Consider the following 17,916-nt stretch of genomic DNA (forward strand, 5'->3'; position numbering starts at 1 on the left):
CAGCCCGCTTTCCGCCCCCTCCCTGCCTGCGAAATCCCGCAAAAGCCGTTGCCGCGCGCACCGCACGCTCACGACGATGCCCGTATGCCCACCTTCACGGCCCCCGACGGAACTCTCCTCGCGTACCGCGTCATCGAAAGCGACTGCGGCGACGGCGAGCCCCTGCTCTGCCTGCCCGGCGGACCGATGCGGGCCGCCGCCTACCTCGGTGACCTCGGCGGACTGGCACGGCACCGCCGACTCGTCCTGCTCGACCTGCGCGGCACCGGCGCGTCGGGCACGCCGTCGGACCCGGCGACCTACCGCTGCGACCGGCAGGTGGCGGATGTGGAGGCGCTCCGCGAGCACCTGGGTCTCGACCGGATCGACGTGCTGGCGCACTCGGCGGCCGGCGACCTCGCCCTGCTGCACGCGGCCCGGTATCCGCACCGGATCCGCAGCCTCACCCTGGTCACGGCCCGCGCGCGCTGCCTCGGTGTCGACTTCACGGTGGCGCACCGGCACGAGGGCGCCGCGCTGCGCGCGGGCGAGCCGTGGTTCGCGGCGGCGCGCGACGCGTACGAGAGGATCTGGGCGGGCACCGCGGCGGACGCCGACTGGGAGGCGGCTCTCCCCTTCTTCTACGGGCGTTGGGACGCGGCGGCCAAGGCCCACGCAGAGTCCGAGGTGGCGCAGACCAACGAGGAGGCAGCGCGGATGTACGCGTCCCCCGGCGCCTTCGGGTCCGTCGCCGAGAACCGCACGGCGCTGGCCGCCCTGGACGCGCCGGTCCTCATCCTCGCGGGCGAGTGGGACACCGGTCCGCTCCCCCGGACCGCCGCCACGGTCGCGTCGCTGCTCCCGAGGGCCGAGACGGTCGTCCAGCCGGCCGCAGGACACCATCCCTGGCTCGACGACCCCGGCCAATTCACCCGGATCGTCGCGGAGTTCCTGGCGCGGGCGGCATAGACCCCGTAAAGATCCGCGCCCACGAACGACCGAAGGCGGCACCCCCTGGGAGAGGGGTGCCGCCTTTGGGCGTAGCTAGGGCGCTAGGACGGTGATCGACCTGGAGGGTCGGTCAGAAGTCCATGTCTCCGCCCGGCATGCCGCCCGGCGCCGCGGCGCCGGCCTTCTCCGGCTTGTCGGCGATGACGGCCTCGGTGGTGAGGAAGAGCGCCGCGATGGAGGCGGCGTTCTGCAGCGCGGAGCGCGTGACCTTCGCCGGGTCGATGATGCCTTCGGCGATCATGTCGACGTACTCACCCGTGGCGGCGTTCAGACCGTGGCCGACGGCCAGGTTGCGCACCTTCTCCACGACGACGCCGCCCTCAAGGCCGCCGTTGACGGCGATCTGCTTGAGCGGGGCCTCCAGGGCGAGCTTGACGGCGTTGGCACCGGTGGCCTCGTCGCCTTCCAGCTCCAGCTTCTCGAAGACCGCGGACGCCTGGAGCAGGGCCACGCCACCACCGGCGACGATGCCTTCCTCGACGGCGGCCTTGGCGTTGCGCACCGCGTCCTCGATGCGGTGCTTGCGCTCCTTCAGCTCCACCTCGGTGGCGGCGCCGGCCTTGATGACGGCCACGCCGCCGGCCAGCTTCGCCAGACGCTCCTGGAGCTTCTCGCGGTCGTAGTCCGAGTCGCTGTTCTCGATCTCGGCGCGGATCTGGTTGACCCGCCCGGCGACCTGGTCGGCGGAGCCGGCGCCGTCGACGATGGTGGTCTCGTCCTTGGTGATGACGACCTTGCGGGCGCGGCCGAGCAGGTCGAGCCCGGCGTTCTCCAGCTTGAGGCCGACCTCCTCGGAGATGACCTCGCCACCCGTGAGGATCGCGATGTCGCCGAGCATGGCCTTGCGGCGGTCACCGAAGCCCGGGGCCTTGACGGCGACGGACTTGAAGGTGCCCTTGATCTTGTTGACGACCAGGGTCGACAGGGCCTCGCCCTCGACGTCCTCGGCGATGATCAGCAGCGGCTTGCCCGACTGCATGACCTTCTCCAGGAGCGGGATGAGGTCCTTGACACTGCCGATCTTGGAGTTGGCGATCAGGATGTAGGGGTCGTCGAGCGACGCCTCCATCCGCTCCATGTCGGTGGCGAAGTAGGCCGAGATGTAGCCCTTGTCGAAGCGCATCCCCTCGGTCAGCTCCAGCTCCAGACCGAAGGTCTGGGCCTCCTCGACGGTGATGACGCCTTCCTTGCCGACCTTGTCCATCGCCTCGGCGATCAGCTCGCCGATCTGGGTGTCGGCGGCGGAGATGGAGGCCGTCGAAGCGATCTGCTCCTTGGTCTCCACGTCCTTGGCCTGCTCAAGCAGGGCGGCGGAGACAGCCTCGACGGCCTTCTCGATACCGCGCTTGAGGGCCATCGGGTTGGCACCGGCCGCTACGTTCCGCAGACCTTCGCGGACGAGCGCCTGGGCCAGGACGGTCGCGGTCGTCGTGCCGTCACCGGCTACGTCGTCCGTCTTCTTGGCGACCTCCTTGACCAGCTCGGCGCCGATCTTCTCGTAAGGGTCCTCAAGCTCGATCTCCTTGGCGATGGAGACACCATCGTTGGTGATCGTGGGGGCGCCCCACTTCTTCTCAAGGACGACGTTGCGGCCCTTGGGGCCAAGGGTGACCTTGACGGCGTCGGCGAGCTGGTTCATACCGCGCTCCAGACCGCGCCGTGCCTCCTCGTCGAACGCGATGATCTTGGCCATGTGAAGTGGTCCTCCCGGACAGGGGTGGATTGCTCCGGATCGTGTCGGCGCCCGCGACGGACGGTCCCGGCCCTTGTGGTTCCTTGCCCCACCCGGCCCGTGGACCTCGCCGGCCCGATCCAAGTTCTGTCACTCTCACCTGGAGAGTGCTAACGCCAATGATTAGCACTCGCCCCACCCGAGTGCAAGCGGCTTGGGGAGACCACGGGCGCACGGCGGGGGCATACGCGAAGGGTCCGCGCCCCATGCCTGGGACGCGGACCCTTCGGTTGAGTGTGTCGCGTGAGTGCGTCGGTGGTCGATCGCGCCGAGATCAGACGGCGAGCTTGACCATGTCCGCCTGCGGCCCCTTCTGACCCTGCGAGATCTCGAACTCGACCCGCTGGCCCTCTTCCAGGGTGCGATAGCCGTCCATCTGAATCGCGCTGTAGTGGACGAAAACATCCGCACCACCGTCGACCGCGATGAAGCCGTAGCCCTTCTCCGCGTTGAACCACTTGACGGTGCCCTGAGCCATGCCTAACTCCCCTATTACTGGCCCTTGCACGGGACCACACTTCGCGGACCCGGGTCAGACCTCACCCCCCAACGGCTGGGGGTGTGCGCCGGAACGCGTCGACCGCCGCTGAATGTATCTGCCCAACTGCCGTCTGCAACAGGTCAATCGGACGAGAAATCTGGGCACGCGTGATCGGAAATTTCCGGCTGATTGAATAGAATTCAGGGCAAGTCGGGCCCGGCAAAAGCCATCTAAGGCGCAAAGGGGCGGGGCGCTTTGGCTACTTCTTGTCGCCGTTCGACCGAGAACTCATATGCGTGCGGCATCGACGCGCGACGCCTTTCCCCAACTCTATCGCGTTCAATCCCACAGAATTGCCCCCTCCGCTTCTCTCGCGGAGGGGGCAACAGGGGTAACGCTGCGTCAGCCGCCGTGTCAGCCGCCCGCGACCGCCGGGATGATGGAGACACCGGCACCGTCCGGCGTGGCCGTCTGGAGGCCCTGCTCGAAGCGGACGTCGTCGTCGTTCACGTACACGTTCACGAAGCGGCGCAGCTTGCCCTGGTCGTCCAGGACGCGGGCGGAGATCCCGGCGTGGTTCTTCTCCAGGTCGGCGATGACCTCGGCGAGGGTCGTGCCCTCGGCGGCGACCTCGGCCCGGCCGCCGGTGTAGGTACGCAAAATGGTGGGGATGCGGACGTTGACGCTCATGTTCCGGCCTTTCCGGTCGATCCGTCGTGTATTCGTCGGGGGATTCAGCGGGGGATTCAGCGGGCCAGGCCCGCGTCGCGGAACGCGTCCAGGCTCGGGCGGATGGTCGCTGTCGGGCCGGTCGTCGGCGCCACCGCGTCCAGGGTCTTCAGGCCGTCGCCGGTGTTCAGCACGACCGTCGTCAGCGCGGGGTCGAGCAGGCCCGCGTCGATGAGCTTGCGCGTGACACCGACGGTCACGCCCCCGGCCGTCTCGGCGAAGATGCCCTCGGTCCGCGCGAGCAGCTTGATCGCGTCGACCACCTGCTCGTCGTCCACGTCGTCCACGGCGCCGCCGGTACGGCGCGCGATGTCGAGGACGTAGGGGCCGTCGGCCGGGTTGCCGATGGCGAGGGACTTGGCGATGGTGTTCGGCTTCTGCGGCTTCACCACGTCGTGCCCGGCCTTGAAGGCGGCGGACACCGGCGAGCAGCCCTCGGCCTGGGCGCCGAAGATCTTGTACGGCTTGTCGGCGACGAGCCCCAGCTTGATCAGCTCCTGGAGCCCCTTGTCGATCTTCGTGAGCTGGGAGCCCGAGGCGATCGGGATGACGAGCTGGTCCGGGATCTCCCAGCCGAGCTGCTCACAGATCTCGTACGCCAGGGTCTTGGAGCCCTCGCCGTAGTACGGGCGCAGATTGACGTTGACGAAGCCCCAGCCCTCGCCCAGCGGGTCGCCGATCAGCTCGGAGCAGAAACGGTTCACGTCGTCGTACGTGCCCTCGATGCCGACCAGCTCGCCGCCGTAGACCGCGGCCATGACGACCTTGCCCTGCTCCAGGTCGTGCGGGATGAACACGCAGGAGCGGAAGCCCGCGCGGGCGGCGGCGGCGCCGACCGCGCCGGCCAGGTTGCCCGTGGAGGAACACGAGAGGGTCGTGAAACCGAAGGCGCGGGCGGCCTCGATGGCCTGCGCGACGACACGGTCCTTGAAGGAGTGCGTGGGGTTGCCCGAGTCGTCCTTGATGAACAGCTTGCCGGGCTGGACCCCCAGTTCCCGGGCCAGGTTGTCGGCCTTGACCAGCTTCGTCCAGCCCGGGTTCAGATTCGGCTTGGACGCGACATCGGCGGGGACGGGCAGCAGCGGCGCGTACCGCCAGATGTTGTCGGGGCCCGACTCGATCTTCTTACGGAGCGCTTCCGGGTCACCGAGCGGCAGGTCGTACGCCACTTCGAGCGGGCCGAAACACAGCTCGCAGGCGAAGATCGGGCCGAGCGGGAACCTCTCGCCGCACTCGCGACACGAGAGGGCCGATGCGGGGCCCAGGTCTACGGTGTCGGTGGCGGGAGCGACAGTCTGTACAGCCATGGAGGCGAGGCCCTTTCTCCTCATCTTCCTCATGGCGCGTTTCGCCATGAGACGGATTTGGCACCTTCCCTAGCCGGGAGCCTCGCGGACATGATCGGAATTCACCTTGATCACGGACGAGACCGGCTGGAGGGTTGCCGGGGCTTCAACGGGCCGTATCCCTCTGCCCCTCTGGATGAGCGGTATGAAGTTGTGGTCGCGGCGACCCCCGACATGCGATGGTCACCGGCGTTGTTCAAGACTGTAACCGAAGGCCAGGACAGTTGAGATAGTCGTCCGAACCCCGAGACGAACGTAACAATCCGCCGCCCCGGTGGCGGTACCGGCCCCCCTTGTCGACCGCGAAGGAGCCGCTGACCGTGCTGGAAGATGTCGAGCGCTGGCTGACCGAGCGCTCCTGGTCCGTGTCCGACCGTCCCCTGCGCCACCTCCTGGCCGCCAAACGGGCCACCGGGACATCGGTGAGCGTCGTGCTGCCCGCCCTGGACGAGGAGGAGACGGTCGGCGAGATCGTCACCGTGATCCGGCGGGAGCTGATGACGCGGTCGGTGCCGCTCGTGGACGAGCTGGTGGTGATCGACTCCGGCTCCACGGACCGGACCGCCGAGGTGGCCTCCGCGGCCGGCGCACGCGTGGTGCACCGGGACGAGATCCTGCCGCGGCTGCCCGCTGTGCCCGGCAAGGGCGAGGTGCTGTGGCGGTCGCTCCTGGTCACCGGCGGCGACATCGTGTGCTTCGTCGACGCGGATCTGCGCGAGTTCTCGGCGGACTTCGTCTCCGGGATCGTGGGGCCGCTGCTGACCGAGCCGGAGGTCCAGTTCGTCAAGGCGATGTACGACCGGCCGCTCGGCTCGGCCGAGGGGCAGGGCGGCCGGGTCACCGAGCTGATGGCGCGCCCGCTGCTGAATCTGCACTGGCCGCTGCTCGCGGGGTTCGTGCAGCCGCTCGGCGGCGAGTACGCGGTCCGCAGGACGCTCCTGGAACGGCTCCCGTTCCCCGTCGGGTACGGCGTGGAGCTGGGCCTCCTGGTCGACTCCCTGCACACGGTCGGCCTCGACGCCCTCGCGCAGGTCGACGTCGGCGTACGCAAGCACCGCCACCAGGACGGCCAGGCGCTCGGCCGCATGGCCGCCGCGATCTACCGCACCGCCCAGCTCCGGCTGGCCCGAGGCCACCTGGTCCGCCCCGAACTCACCCAGTTCGAACGCGGCGAGCGGGGTTTCGAGCCCCGCACCTACCGGGTGGACACGGAGGAGCGCCCGCCGATGGAGGACATCGCGGAGTACGCGACGCGACGCGTGGCGTAGTGACCGGGCCTCGCCCCTGCGGGGCATCGGCACCCCTGCGTCCCTGCGGGACGAAGCCCGACGGAGGCCCACGCGTTGTCCCTGCGGGACACAGCCCGGCGGAAAGCTGTCCCCGCGGGACCCAGGCAATGCGCCAAGCCCCGGTCGTATACAGGCCGGGCGTGTTTGAGGGGTCGTGGGGTGGGCCAGGTATGCGGATATGGGTTTTGCGCAAGGGCACGTCCTCGTGGCGTCGAACCGCGGTCCGGTCTCGTACGACGTCCGTGAGGACGGTTCCCTGGGCGTACGGCGAGGTGGTGGCGGGCTCGTCTCGGGGCTGTCGGCGATCGGTCCTGACGCCGGCGCCGTGTGGGTGTGCGCGGCCCTCGGCGAGGGCGACCGTGAGGCGGTCCGGCGGACGGGCGGGGCGCTCGACCCCGCCGACACGGGCGGCCAGCGCGTCCGGATGCTCGGCATCCCGCCCGACGTGTACTCCGCCGCGTACAACGGCATCGCGAACTCCGTGCTGTGGTTCGTCCACCACATGCTCTACGACATCCCGGTCGAGCCGGCCTTCGGCACCGAGTTCCGTCAGCAGTGGGCCGCGTACGAGACGTACAACCGTGCCTTCGCCGACGCGCTCGCCGACGAGGCGGCCGAGGGCGCGGCCGTCCTGGTGCAGGACTACCACCTCGCGCTCGTCCCCGGCATGCTCCGCGAGCTGCGCCCCGATCTGCGGATCGGGCACTTCTCGCACACCCCGTGGGCGCCCGTCGAGTACTTCCGGCTGCTCCCGGACGACATCGCCGGGCAGTTGCTGCGCGGCATCCTCGGCGCCGACCGCGCCGCGTTCCTGACCCACCGCTGGGCCGGCGCGTTCACGGCCTGCTGCAAGGACGCCGTCGGCGGTACGGGCACGACCCGCGTCGGCGTCCACGGCCTCGGCGCGGACGCCGACTTCCTGCGCGAGCGCGCCCACCGCCCGGACGTCGAGGACCGTATCGCCGCCCTCCGCGACCAGCTCGGCACCGCCCCCGACGGCACCCCCCGAAAGACCGTCGTCCGCGTCGACCGGACGGAGCTGTCGAAGAACATCGTCCGCGGCCTGCTCGCCTACCGGGAACTGCTCGCGTCCCGCCCCGAGTGGCGCGAGCGCGTCGTGCACATCGCCTTCGCCTACCCCTCGCGCCAGGACCTCGCCGTCTACCGGGACTACATGACCGAGGTCGGCCGGGTCGCCGAGGAGATCAACGCCGAGTACGGGACGGACGGCTGGACCCCGGTCATGCTCCGCCTGGACGACGACTTCGCCCGCTCCCTGGCCGCGTACCGCATCGCGGACGTCGCCCTGGTCAACCCGGTGCGCGACGGCATGAACCTGGTCGCCAAGGAGGTACCGGTCGTCTCGGACGCGGGCTGCGCCCTTGTCCTGTCCCGTGAGGCGGGCGCGTACGAGGAGATGGGCGACGACGCGATCGTAGTGAACCCGTACGACGTGTCCGGCACCGCGGACGCCCTGCACACGGCGCTCTCGATGGGCGACGGCGAGCGGGCCGAGCGGACGAAACGGCTCGCCGCGGCGGCCACCGCCCTGCCTCCGACGCAGTGGTTCCTCGACCAGTTGCGCGCGCTGGAGAAGTAGCCGGCGCGGCACCGGACCTCAGCGGCTGATCTTCTCCGCCAGGGTCGCCAGGAACTCCACCAGGCCCGCCGGTCCTTCCACCACCAGGTCGGCGCGGGCCGCGACCTCCGTGGTCTCCGCGTTGCCGCTGCACACCAGCAGGCCCGGCAGCCCGTCGGACCGCAGTTTCTCGACCGCCGCGAAGGCGGGCAGGTCCCCGAGGTCGTCCCCGGCGTACAGCACGCAGGCGGCGTCCACCGCGCGGACGTACTCGGCGAGTGCGACGCCCTTGTCCATGCCGGGGGGCCGCAGCTCCAGGACGAGCCGGCCCGGCTCCACGATCAGACCGTGCCGGGCGGCGAACCGGCCCAGCGGCTCCCGCAGCGCGTCGAACGCGGCCTGCGGGTCGTCCGCGCGCCGGGTGTGCACCGCGACGGCGCGGCCCTTCTCCTCGATCCACGTGCCGCGCCAGGCGCCGGCGGTCTCCAGGAACCCGGGGAGTTCGGCGCGCGCGGTGGCGACTCCGGGGTGCGGGTCGGGGGCGGTGACCGTGTCGGTGGCGGCGTCCCAGCGCTCGGCGCCGTAGTGCCCGAGCACCACGAGGTGTTCGAGGCCCGGTACGCCGGCGAAGCCGCCGTTGCGGACGGCGACGTCCGCGGGCCGGCCCGTGATCACGGCGACCGAGCGCACGCGCGGGGCGAGCGCGGCGAGCGCGGGGACGGCGCCGGGGTGGGCGCGCGCCTGTTCGGGGTCGGCCACGATCGGCGCGAGCGTGCCGTCGAAGTCGAGTCCGACGACGGCCCGGCCGGGGTGGGCGAGGAGCGCGGCGAGACCGTCGCGTCCGGCGGGGGTCACCGGCTCGGGGAGGGGGGATGGGGAGGATTCCGTAGGGCTGCCCATGGGGCGACCTTATCCAGCGGGGGCGGGCACGGCCATGGCGCGTCCGGCGCCCCAGCACGCGTGGACGCGGGCTACCGCTCCGCCCGCCGCGCCTCCCGCACCCGCCGCAGCCGGTTGACCGTCACCGGCGCGTGCTCCAGGGCGCGGCGGTCGTCCAGGAGGGCGTTCAGGATCTGGTAGTAGCGCACCGGGGCGAGCCCCAGCTCTTCCCGTATCGCCCGCTCCTTGGCGCCGGGGCCCGGCCAGCCGCGGGCCTCCAGGGCGAGGACGGCCCGCTGCTGCGTGCTGAGACCCGGGGTCCCGGAAACGTCCGCATCGTCCATGTCGTCCATGCCCGGCACCGTACCGCCGGGCACCGACAACACCGCCGCCGTCCCCTGCGGGAGCTACTCCGCGGTCTCCGCCGTCGCCGCCGCGCGCTGGAGGCTGCCGAGGACCGACTCCGGGTTGCCGCCAGGTTCGACGGCCTTGCCGATCTGGCGCTTGATGTCCGCGCTGACCTTCGCCCACGACGTCTTGGCGACCGGGTAGAGCTGCGAGTTGGGCAGTTCGTCCAGGAACTCGACCAGGTCCTTCTGGCTCTTGTCCTCGGCCATCGCCTCCGACGCGGAGGTGGTGACCGGCAGCAGGTCGTACTTGTGGGAGAAGGCGAGCACGTTCTTCTCCTGGTACACGAAGTCCAGGAAGGTGCCGATCTCCTTGCGGTGGCCGTTCTCCTTGAACGCCATCATCCAGTCGGCGACGCCCATCGTGGCCTTGGCCTTGCCGTTGATCCCGGGCATCGGGACCATCCCGAAGTCGACGTTCTTCTTGGCGGCCATCTGCATCAGCGTCGGATGCCCGTTGAGCATGCCGACGTCGCCGCGCGTGAACGCCGCGAACGCCTCGGCGCGGTCCAGCTTCGACGGGTCGGTGGGACCGGTCAGGCCCTTGCCGACCAACTCGTCCTTGAGCCAGGTGAAGGTGGTGACGTTCGGCTGGGAGTCGATGCTGTACGTACCGACGTTGTCGGTGTAGCCGTCACCGCCGCTGAGCAGCCACATCAGCGTCTCCGCCTGCGCCTCCTCGGGGCCGAGCGGCAGCGCGTACGGGTACTTCACGCCCTGTTCCTTGAGGAGTTCGGCGTCGGCCTGGAGCTGGCTCCAGCTCTCCGGGGCCTTGGTGATGCCGGCGTCCGCGAAGAGCTTCTTGTTGTAGAAGAGCAGCCGGGTCGAGGACGCGAACGGCATGCCGTACTGCACCCGGGCCACCTCGCCCGCCTGGCTCAGCGAGGGCAGGAAGTCGGCCTGAACGGGGATGGAGAGGAGTTCGTCGGCGGTGTAGAGCTTGTCCGTCGCGGCGTAGTCGGCGTAGGCGCCGATCTGGGCGAGGTCGGGCGCTTCGCCCTTGTCGACCATGTCCTTGACCTGGGCGTCCACGTCGTTCCACGACACGACGTCGACGTCGACCTTGATGCCGGGGTGCTCGGACTCGAACTCCTTGACGAGGTCGGCCCAGTACGCCTTGGAGCTGTTCTCGGGTGAGTCGCCGTAGTCGGCGGCCACCAGGGTGAGTGTGGTGTCGCCCGACCCTCCGCCGGCGCCGCAGCCGGCGAGCACCGCCGCCATGCAGAGTGCGGCTGCTGCCGCGGTCAGACTTGTCATGCGCCGCTGCACGCCTGATTCCCACCCTCGATTGTTTCCAGTCGGTCCCCCGTGACGACCCGAAGTATTAAGCCGCGAGTATGTTCCGAGCCGTCACCCAAGGTCTACACCAGCCGCGTATCACTTCGGCAACAGAGGTTCACTTGAGGTCCATACCACTACTGGACTAGACCTCTCCCTGGTAGACGCGCGAGACTGTCCCCTGTGACCGCAACGATCCGCCAGGAACATGTCATCGCCCTCGATGTGGGCGGCACCGGAATGAAGGCTGCCCTGGTGGCCCGCGACGGAACGCTTCTGCACGAGGCCCGCAGGGCGACCGGGCGCACGCGTGGCGCCGACGCCGTCGTGGAGGGCATCCTCGACTTCGCCGCGGAGCTGCGCGCGTACGGCGCCGAGCGCTTCGGGCGCCCCGCGTCGGCGGCCGGGGTCGCCGTCCCCGGTGTCGTGGACGCCGAACACGGCACAGCGGTGTACTCGGCGAACCTCGGCTGGCGTGACGTACCGATGCGGGACCTGCTCAGCGCCCGGCTCGACGGTGTGCCCGTCGCGCTCGGCCACGACGTGCAGACCGGCGGGCTCGCCGAGGGGCGGATCGGCGCGGGCCGGGGCGCCGACCGGTTCCTGTTCGTGCCGCTGGGCACCGGGATCGCCGGCGCCATCGGTATCGAAGGACGCATCGAACCCGGCGCGCACGGCTCCGCGGGCGAGATCGGCCATATCGTCGTCCGGCCCGGCGGACCCGAGTGCAGTTGCGGGCAGCGCGGCTGTCTGGAGCGGCTGGCGTCGGCGGGCGCGATCAGCCGCGCCTGGGCGGAGGCGTCGGGCGATCCGGACGCGGACGCGGCGGACTGCGCGAAGGCCGTCAGGTCCGGGGACGCGCGGGCGGTGGCCGTCTGGCAGGACGCGGTGGACGTCCTCGCCGACGGCCTGGTCACCGCGCTCACCCTGCTCGACCCCCGGTTGCTGATCATCGGTGGCGGGCTCGCCGAGGCCGGGGAAACCTTGTTCACACCGCTGCGGGCGGCCGTCGCCCGCCGTGTCACGTTCCAGAAGCTGCCCGAGATCGTCCCCGCCGCGCTCGGGGACACCGCGGGCTGCCTGGGCGCGGGACTCCTCGCCTGGGATCTGCTCAGCACCGCATCTCCCGTGTCCGATTCACCCGTATCCGGTCCGCCTGTATCCGGTTCTCCGGTGCCCGGTTCCCCGGTGTCCGGTGACGGACCCCACGACTCCTCGGAGGTATCCGCCTGATGGCCGCTCGCAAGGTTCTCGCCGGTGCCCGGGTGGTACTGCCCAGCGGGACCGTCCCCGACGGACGCGTGATCGTCGACGGAGCCCGGATCGCGGAAGCCGGACCCGGTGGTGCCGAACCCGGCGGCACCGGAGCCGGTGGTGCCCGGGACGACGCCCCGGCGCTCGACCTGTCGGGGCACTGGCTGGTCCCCGGCTTCGTGGACACGCACAACCACGGCGGAGGCGGCGCCTCCTTCACCAACGGCACCGTCGACGACATCCTGCGCGGCGTCCACACCCACCGCCTGCACGGCACCACCACCCTCGTCGCGTCGACCGTGACCGGCGAGATGGACGTCCTCGCGCAGCGCGCGGGTCTGCTGTCGGAGCTGGCCGAGCAGGGCGACATCGCGGGCATCCACTTCGAGGGCCCGTTCATCTCGCCGTGCCGCAAAGGCGCGCACGCCGAGGCCCTGCTGCGCGACCCGGACCCGGCGGAGGTCCGCAAGCTGGTCGACGCGGCGCGCGGCCGGGCCCGCATGGTGACCCTCGCGACCGAACTGCCGGGCGGCATCGACTCCGTACGCCTGCTCGCCGAGCACGGGGTCATCGCGGCCATCGGACACACGGACGCCACGTACGAGCAGACCGTCGAGGCGATCGACGCGGGGGCGACCGTCGCGACGCATCTCTTCAACGCGATGCCCGCGATCGGGCACCGCTCGCCGGGCCCGATCGCCGCGCTCCTGGAGGACGAGCGGGTCACCGTCGAGCTGATCAACGACGGCACGCATCTGCACCCGGCGGCCCTGGAGCTGGCGTTCCATCACGCGGGCGCGGGCCGGGTCGCGTTCATCACGGACGCCATGGACGCGGCGGGCTTCGGCGACGGCCGGTATCTGCTCGGGCCGCTGGAGGTCGAGGTGACGGACGGGGTCGCGCGGCTCGTCGAGGGCGGCTCGATCGCGGGCTCGACGCTCACCCTGGACCGCGCCTTCCAGCGCGCGGTCACCGTGGACCGGCTGCCCGTGGAGGATGTCGTACGGGCGATCTCGGCCAACCCGGCGAAACTGCTCGGCCTGGACGACACCATCGGCTCCCTGGAGCCCGGCAAGGACGCCGACCTGGTGGTCCTCGACGCGGACTTCGCACTCAAGGGCGTGATGCGCAAGGGCGACTGGATCGTGGAGCCCCGACCCGTCTGATACCCGCCCCTGTGGAGACGGCGCCCGCCCCGCGGTCTGGGCCGGGCGCCGTCTCTTTGGCATGATCAGAACGACAGCGGCCAGGAGCAGGCGGTTCCGCTGAACGGGAGAAGGCGGTTCCGGTGAACGGAGGGAGGCGGTTCCGGTGATTCTGACGGTCACGCTCAACACCGCGCTGGACATCACCTATCGCGTGCCGTCCCTGCGCCCGCACTCCTCGCACCGGATCACCGAGGTCGTCGAGCGGCCCGGCGGCAAGGGGATCAACGTGGCGCGGGTCCTGGCGGCCATCGGCCACGAGGTCACCGTGACGGGCTTCGCGGGCGGCGCCACCGGACGTACGGTCCGCGAGGGTCTGACGGCCACCCAGGGCGTCACGGACGCCCTCGTACAGGTCGCGGGCGCCACCCGCCGCACCATCGCCGTGGTGGACGCCACGACCGGCGACACCACCCAGCTCAACGAACCGGGCCCGGTGGTCTCCCCCGCCGAGTGGAACGCCTTCACGGCCGCCTACGAGGACCTGGTCCGCTCCGCGTCCGCCGTCGCCCTGTGCGGCAGCCTCCCGCCGGGCGTGCCGGTCGGCGCGTACGGGCAGTTGGTACGGGTCGCGCGCGGCGCGTCGGTGCCGGTGCTGCTCGACACCAGCGGGGAGCCGCTGCGGCGCGGAGTCGCGGCCCGCCCGGACATCGTCAAGCCGAACGCGGACGAGCTGGCGGAGCTGACGGGCTCCCATGAGCCGGGGCAGGCGACCCGGGACGCGCGGCGCCGGGGCGCGCACGCGGTGGTGGCCTCGCTGGGCGCGGAGGGCCTTCTGGCGCTCACCGCCGGGGGCCGCTGGCGGGCGGCGCCTCCCGAGACGGTACGGGGCAATCCGACGGGCGCGGGCGACTCGGCGGTCGCCGGACTCCTGTCGGGCCTGGTGGAGCAGTTGCCGTGGCCGGACCGGCTGGCCCGAGCGGTGGCCCTGTCGGCGGCGACCGTACGGGCGCCGGTGGCGGGCGAGTTCGACGCGCGGACCTATGCGGAGCTGCGGGACCGGGTGCGGGTCACGGAGCTGGCGGGGCCTGCGCAGACGGTGTGAGGCGGACCCTTCCGGGGGCCTGGGCTCAGTTGTTCTTCCAGCCCTCTTCCAGCCAGAACTGGTCGAGGTTGGCGTCGCACTGGTTGCCCTCCGCGCAGGAGACCATGAGGGTGTTCGTGCCCTTGTTCAGCTCGATGTACGCGTAGGACTTGGTCCAGCCCTTCACGTAGTCGCCCTCCGGCGCTCCCGCCCAGTTCTTCAGGCCCAGCGGGTTGGTCTGCGCGGTGCCGTTGACGGTGAGGGTGGCGTTGGCGTCCTTGCCGGGCACGCCGTACCCGATGTTCAGCGTGTACTTGCCGGCCTTCGGGATGTCGTCGACGGTCCAGGTCACGGAGGCGCCGACCTGGTTGAAACCGGCCACATAGACACCGCCGTCGGCGCTGGCGCCCTCTATGTCCGAGGCGGTGGTGGTGCCGCCCGCGAACTTCAGTGCCTTCGCGTCGATCTTCGGCAGCTCGCCCGGGGTCTGCGCCTTCTCGGTCGCCTTTTCGGTCGGCTTGTCCGATGTGGCGGTGGACGGGGTCGAACCCGCCTGGTCGCCGGTCTTCTTGTCGTCACCGCCGCCGCTGGTGGTGATCGCGACGACGATCCCGACGACGACGACCGCGACCACGGCGACGGCGCCGATCAGCAGACCCTTGTGGTTGGGTCCGCGACCGCGCCCGCCGCCCTGCGCGGCGCCGAATCCGGCGCCGGGGCCGCCGGGCTGGTGGCCGCCGGGCTGTGTCTCGGGCGCCGCGTACTGCGGGTGCGGCTGGCCGTACTGCTGCTGGCCCTGCTGTCCGTACTGCTGCTGACCCTGCTGGCCGTACGCGGCGGTCGGGGCCTGGCCGTACCCGGGGGGTGCCTGCTGGGCCTGCTGGGCCTGTTGTCCGTACTGGCGTTCGCCCACGGGGCGCACCTGGTTGTAGGAGCGCGGACCCGGGTACCCGTAGCCGCCGCCACCGCTGGGTGGGGTGGCTCCGGCGGCCCGGCCGTCCTCGTAGAGGTAGCCGAACGGGTCGTCGTCCTCGGGCGTGCTCGCGCCGTTGTTGCCGGCCGTCATCCCTTGGTCACTCCTCAGCAGGTGCGGTCTGTGATGCGGGCGAGCCTACCCGCTCCGGCTGACCCGAATGGGTGGTGCCGAACGCATGGCTGACGTCCGGAGCGGGGGGAGCGTGGTCGTCCGCCCCGGCCCGCGCGGTCGGCCGTGCGGTCAGCCGGCGCGGCGGTGCTGCTTGGCCCGGGACCGCTTCTCGATGTACATCCGCTGGTCGGCGGATTTCAGGACCTCTTCGGCCGACATACCGCAATGGGCCCAGCCGATGCCGAAACTGGCGCCGACGCGGACCGCGCGGCCGTCGACCCGGATCGGCGGGATGATCGCGTTCCGCAGGCGTACCGCGAGGTCCTGGGCGTCGGCGCGGCCGAGGCCGTCGGCGAGGACGACGAACTCGTCGCCGCCGAGCCGGGCGACGGTGTCCCCGTCCCGTACACCGCTGGTGAGGCGGCGGGCGACCTCGATGAGGACGGCGTCCCCGGTGTGGTGGCCGAACCGGTCGTTGATGGATTTGAAGCCGTCGAGGTCGCAGAAGAGCACCGCGAGCCCTTTGGCTCCGTCGTCGGTGTCGTCGGCGGGCGCGACGGTGTGCACATGGTGGTCGTAGCCGCCGACGGGGAGCCCCGGGTGGTCGCCGTGGGCACCGAGGGCGCCGAATCCGGGCGCGGGACCTTCGTACGCGATGAGTCCCGGCCCGCTGTACGCCGCGTCCATCGACTCCGCCGTACCGGCCGGGGTGGTCTGCGGGCGGCGGCAGAGCCGGGCCGAGAGGCGGGTGCGCAGTTCGGCGGAGTTGGGCAGTCCGGTGAGCGCGTCGTGGCTGGCGCGGTGCGCGAGCTGGAGTTCGCGGCCCTTGCGCTCCTCTATGTCCTCGACGTGGGTCAGCAGGAAGCGGGGGCCGTCGGCGGCGTCCGCGACGACGGAGTTGCGCAGCGAGACCCACACGTACGAGCCGTCGCGCCGCCCGAGCCGCAGCTCGGCGCGGCCTCCCTCGGCGGAGGTGCGCAGCAGGGTGCCGATGTCCTCGGGGTGCACGAGGTCGGAGAAGGAGTACCGGCGCATGGCGGACGCGGGCCGCCCGAGCAGCCGGCACAGGGCGTCATTGGTACGGAGGATCCGCCCGTGCTGGTCGCCGCCCATCTCCGCGATGGCCATGCCGCTGGGCGCGTACTCGAACGCCTGCCGGAAGGACTCCTCGCTGGCCCGCAGCGCCTGCTGTTCGCGCTCCAGGCGGACCAGGGCGCGCTGCATGTTTGCTCGCAGCCGGGCGTTGCTGATCGCAATGGCGGCCTGAAAGGCGTACATCTGGAGCGCTTCGCGCCCCCATGCGCCGGGGAGCCGCCCGTTCCGCGGCCGGTCCACGCTCAGTACGCCGATCAGTTCGCCGCCGGATCGGCCGGTGGCCCACATGGGCGCGAAGAGGCGGTCGGCGGGGTGCCACTCGTCCTCGAAGCGGGGGGCGGGGCCGTCGGTGTACCACTGCGGTACGTCGTCCTCGTCGAGGACCCAGCCCTCGGTGTGCGGGATGAAGCGGAGGGTGCCCCACGCCTCGCCCATGGTGAGGCGGCGGTCCCAGGAGGTACGGGAGCCGACACGGCCGGTGATGAGGGCTTCCGCGGCTGCGTTGCCGGAGAAGGCGGCGACGACGAGGTCACCGTCCGGGCGTACGAGGTTGACGCACGCCAGCTCGTATCCGAGGCCCGTCACGACGCCGTCCGCGACGGTCTGCAAGGTATCGGCCAGGCTTCGCGCGGTGTTCATGTCGGCCATGACCTGATGCAGCTGCCGCAGGGTCGCAAGACGGACGTACGGCTCCGACTCGGTCTCCATGCTCGCTCTCCCCGAGACCTCGACAGCAACTCCAGGATGCTCATCGGCCATATACAGCGTTCCCGCCACTGAATCACAGCGAGCTGTCCACCCGGTACACAGGGTCAACAAAATATGGCCCCTGTGACTCAAGTCACAGGTGGCGAAGGGTGAGAGGTGGCACGTGTAGGTGACGGGGGGTGGGGGTTACGGGAGCAAAGGGGGTACGGGGTTCCGGCGGGGGTGAGGGGGGCGGGGGCAGAGGTTGGGGAGGGGCGCGGCGGGTCAGGGTCGGCCTCAGCCGAGTCGGTGGTAGCGGCCCCGGAAGTACGCCAGCGGGCCGCCCTCCGCGCTCGGGAGTGTGGCCGTCAGGACGCGGGCGATGACGAGGGTGTGGTCGCCCGCCGGCACCCGCTGCTCGGTGCGGCACTCCAGGGTGGCGAGGGAGCCGCCGACCAGCGGGGCGCCGGACACCTCGCCGCGTATGTAGGGAATGTCGTCGAACAGCAGACGGTCGCTGATCCGGCCCTTCATGGCGAACCGTCCGGCGATGTGCCGCTGGCTCTCGGTGAGGACCGACACCGCCCACAGGGGCTGTTCGGCGAGCAGATCGTCCATACGGGAGCCCTCGCGCAGGCTGACCATGACCAGCGGCGGGTCCAGCGAGACCGACAGGAACGCGGTCGCCGTCATGCCGACGTCGTCGCCGCGCGGGCCTTCCGGGTCGGGCTGGGGCTCATGCGCGGTCACCAGCACCACACCTGCGGCCAGCCGGGACATCGCGGCGCGGAACTCGTCGTTGCTCACCCCCTCAGCATGCCCGGAGGGGGGCTGCGAAGGGGGCTTCAAAGGGG

Annotated in this window: 16 protein-coding genes and 1 riboswitch; of the genes, 6 read left to right on the forward strand and 10 right to left on the reverse strand. The window is 71.2% G+C overall.

Annotation, left to right across the window (positions count from 1 at the left end; genetic code table 11):
• Positions 1 to 84: 84 nt before the first annotated feature.
• Positions 85 to 948 carry an alpha/beta fold hydrolase gene (locus ACIQNU_RS21945; protein WP_401368834.1) on the forward strand — a complete coding sequence of 288 codons (864 nt, stop codon included), beginning with the start codon at positions 85 to 87 and terminating at the stop codon, positions 946 to 948.
• 112 nt (positions 949 to 1,060) lie between these two features.
• On the opposite strand, the gene groL is transcribed toward ACIQNU_RS21945, so the two are convergent.
• The 4 genes from groL to thrC all read right to left on the reverse strand — a co-directional run bounded on the left by groL (position 1,061) and on the right by thrC (position 5,239).
• Positions 1,061 to 2,683: a chaperonin GroEL gene (groL, locus tag ACIQNU_RS21950; RefSeq protein WP_401368837.1), complete on the reverse strand. Its 1,623-nt coding sequence runs from the start codon at positions 2,681 to 2,683 to the stop codon at positions 1,061 to 1,063.
• Positions 2,684 to 2,996: 313 nt separating this feature from the next.
• Entirely contained in the window at positions 2,997 to 3,200 is a 204-nt protein-coding gene (locus tag ACIQNU_RS21955; RefSeq protein WP_005315736.1) for a cold-shock protein, read from the reverse strand.
• Between the two features lie 417 nt (positions 3,201 to 3,617).
• Positions 3,618 to 3,893, reverse strand: a complete 276-nt coding sequence (locus ACIQNU_RS21960; RefSeq protein WP_401368839.1) for a MoaD/ThiS family protein — start codon at positions 3,891 to 3,893, stop codon at positions 3,618 to 3,620.
• Positions 3,894 to 3,949: 56 nt separating this feature from the next.
• Positions 3,950 to 5,239 carry a threonine synthase gene (gene thrC, locus ACIQNU_RS21965; RefSeq protein ID WP_401368842.1) on the reverse strand — a complete coding sequence of 430 codons (1,290 nt, stop codon included), beginning with the start codon at positions 5,237 to 5,239 and terminating at the stop codon, positions 3,950 to 3,952.
• Between the two features lie 17 nt (positions 5,240 to 5,256).
• A riboswitch (SAM riboswitch) is annotated at positions 5,257 to 5,421 on the reverse strand.
• Positions 5,422 to 5,598: 177 nt separating this feature from the next.
• Here thrC and ACIQNU_RS21970 point away from each other — a divergent pair.
• Positions 5,599 to 6,546: a glucosyl-3-phosphoglycerate synthase gene (locus tag ACIQNU_RS21970; RefSeq protein WP_401369026.1), complete on the forward strand. Its 948-nt coding sequence runs from the start codon at positions 5,599 to 5,601 to the stop codon at positions 6,544 to 6,546.
• Between the two features lie 199 nt (positions 6,547 to 6,745).
• Positions 6,746 to 8,167 carry a trehalose-6-phosphate synthase gene (locus tag ACIQNU_RS21975; RefSeq protein WP_401368844.1) on the forward strand — a complete coding sequence of 474 codons (1,422 nt, stop codon included), beginning with the start codon at positions 6,746 to 6,748 and terminating at the stop codon, positions 8,165 to 8,167.
• 18 nt (positions 8,168 to 8,185) lie between these two features.
• Here ACIQNU_RS21975 and otsB read toward each other — a convergent pair whose 3' ends face one another.
• The 3 genes from otsB to ACIQNU_RS21990 all read right to left on the reverse strand — a co-directional run bounded on the left by otsB (position 8,186) and on the right by ACIQNU_RS21990 (position 10,689).
• Positions 8,186 to 9,046: a trehalose-phosphatase gene (gene otsB / locus ACIQNU_RS21980; protein ID WP_401368847.1), complete on the reverse strand. Its 861-nt coding sequence runs from the start codon at positions 9,044 to 9,046 to the stop codon at positions 8,186 to 8,188.
• A gap of 71 nt (positions 9,047 to 9,117) precedes the next feature.
• Positions 9,118 to 9,369, reverse strand: a complete 252-nt coding sequence (locus ACIQNU_RS21985) for a DUF3263 domain-containing protein (RefSeq protein ID WP_401369029.1) — start codon at positions 9,367 to 9,369, stop codon at positions 9,118 to 9,120.
• A gap of 63 nt (positions 9,370 to 9,432) precedes the next feature.
• The gene (locus tag ACIQNU_RS21990; protein WP_401368848.1) at positions 9,433 to 10,689 is read right to left on the reverse strand and encodes an extracellular solute-binding protein; all 1,257 of its coding nucleotides are present in this window, start codon (positions 10,687 to 10,689) and stop codon (positions 9,433 to 9,435) included.
• Between the two features lie 204 nt (positions 10,690 to 10,893).
• On the opposite strand from ACIQNU_RS21990, the gene ACIQNU_RS21995 reads away from it, so the two are divergent.
• The 3 genes from ACIQNU_RS21995 to ACIQNU_RS22005 all read left to right on the forward strand — a co-directional run bounded on the left by ACIQNU_RS21995 (position 10,894) and on the right by ACIQNU_RS22005 (position 14,214).
• Positions 10,894 to 11,943 carry an ROK family protein gene (locus ACIQNU_RS21995; RefSeq protein WP_401368851.1) on the forward strand — a complete coding sequence of 350 codons (1,050 nt, stop codon included), beginning with the start codon at positions 10,894 to 10,896 and terminating at the stop codon, positions 11,941 to 11,943.
• Complete coding sequence (nagA, locus tag ACIQNU_RS22000; protein WP_401368854.1) at positions 11,943 to 13,130, forward strand: N-acetylglucosamine-6-phosphate deacetylase; 1,188 nt, start codon at positions 11,943 to 11,945, stop codon at positions 13,128 to 13,130. The genes ACIQNU_RS21995 and nagA overlap by 1 nt, the downstream gene beginning before the upstream one ends.
• 145 nt (positions 13,131 to 13,275) lie before the next feature.
• On the forward strand, positions 13,276 to 14,214 hold the full coding sequence (locus ACIQNU_RS22005; RefSeq protein WP_401368856.1) for a 1-phosphofructokinase family hexose kinase: 939 nt from the start codon (positions 13,276 to 13,278) through the stop codon (positions 14,212 to 14,214).
• 25 nt (positions 14,215 to 14,239) lie between these two features.
• On the opposite strand, the gene ACIQNU_RS22010 is transcribed toward ACIQNU_RS22005, so the two are convergent.
• The 3 genes from ACIQNU_RS22010 to ACIQNU_RS22020 form a co-directional block, all read right to left on the reverse strand.
• On the reverse strand, positions 14,240 to 15,259 hold the full coding sequence (locus tag ACIQNU_RS22010; RefSeq protein ID WP_401368858.1) for a CBM35 domain-containing protein: 1,020 nt from the start codon (positions 15,257 to 15,259) through the stop codon (positions 14,240 to 14,242).
• Positions 15,260 to 15,409: 150 nt separating this feature from the next.
• The gene (gene cdgB / locus ACIQNU_RS22015; RefSeq protein WP_401368861.1) at positions 15,410 to 17,083 is read right to left on the reverse strand and encodes a diguanylate cyclase CdgB; all 1,674 of its coding nucleotides are present in this window, start codon (positions 17,081 to 17,083) and stop codon (positions 15,410 to 15,412) included.
• Between the two features lie 276 nt (positions 17,084 to 17,359).
• Positions 17,360 to 17,842: a flavin reductase family protein gene (locus ACIQNU_RS22020; RefSeq protein ID WP_401369030.1), complete on the reverse strand. Its 483-nt coding sequence runs from the start codon at positions 17,840 to 17,842 to the stop codon at positions 17,360 to 17,362.
• Positions 17,843 to 17,916: the final 74 nt, after the last annotated feature.

The sequence above is a fragment of the Streptomyces sp. NPDC091292 genome (genome assembly GCF_044757265.1).
Lineage (GTDB): Bacteria > Actinomycetota > Actinomycetes > Streptomycetales > Streptomycetaceae > Streptomyces.

Excerpts from the sequence above, each read along its gene's own strand:
- ACIQNU_RS21960 (WP_401368839.1), bottom strand. The coding sequence starts at position 3,893 with ATGAGCGTCAACGTCCGCATCCCCACCATTTTGCGTACCTACACCGGC.
- thrC (WP_401368842.1), bottom strand. The coding sequence starts at position 5,239 with ATGGCTGTACAGACTGTCGCTCCCGCCACCGACACCGTAGACCTGGGC.
- ACIQNU_RS22010 (WP_401368858.1), bottom strand. The coding sequence starts at position 15,259 with ATGACGGCCGGCAACAACGGCGCGAGCACGCCCGAGGACGACGACCCG.
- nagA (WP_401368854.1), top strand. The coding sequence starts at position 11,943 with ATGGCCGCTCGCAAGGTTCTCGCCGGTGCCCGGGTGGTACTGCCCAGC.
- ACIQNU_RS22020 (WP_401369030.1), bottom strand. The coding sequence starts at position 17,842 with ATGTCCCGGCTGGCCGCAGGTGTGGTGCTGGTGACCGCGCATGAGCCC.
- ACIQNU_RS21945 (WP_401368834.1), top strand. The coding sequence starts at position 85 with ATGCCCACCTTCACGGCCCCCGACGGAACTCTCCTCGCGTACCGCGTC.
- cdgB (WP_401368861.1), bottom strand. The coding sequence starts at position 17,083 with ATGGAGACCGAGTCGGAGCCGTACGTCCGTCTTGCGACCCTGCGGCAG.
- ACIQNU_RS21990 (WP_401368848.1), bottom strand. The coding sequence starts at position 10,689 with ATGACAAGTCTGACCGCGGCAGCAGCCGCACTCTGCATGGCGGCGGTG.
- ACIQNU_RS21975 (WP_401368844.1), top strand. The coding sequence starts at position 6,746 with ATGGGTTTTGCGCAAGGGCACGTCCTCGTGGCGTCGAACCGCGGTCCG.
- ACIQNU_RS21985 (WP_401369029.1), bottom strand. The coding sequence starts at position 9,369 with ATGGACGATGCGGACGTTTCCGGGACCCCGGGTCTCAGCACGCAGCAG.
- otsB (WP_401368847.1), bottom strand. The coding sequence starts at position 9,046 with ATGGGCAGCCCTACGGAATCCTCCCCATCCCCCCTCCCCGAGCCGGTG.
- ACIQNU_RS21955 (WP_005315736.1), bottom strand. The coding sequence starts at position 3,200 with ATGGCTCAGGGCACCGTCAAGTGGTTCAACGCGGAGAAGGGCTACGGC.
- groL (WP_401368837.1), bottom strand. The coding sequence starts at position 2,683 with ATGGCCAAGATCATCGCGTTCGACGAGGAGGCACGGCGCGGTCTGGAG.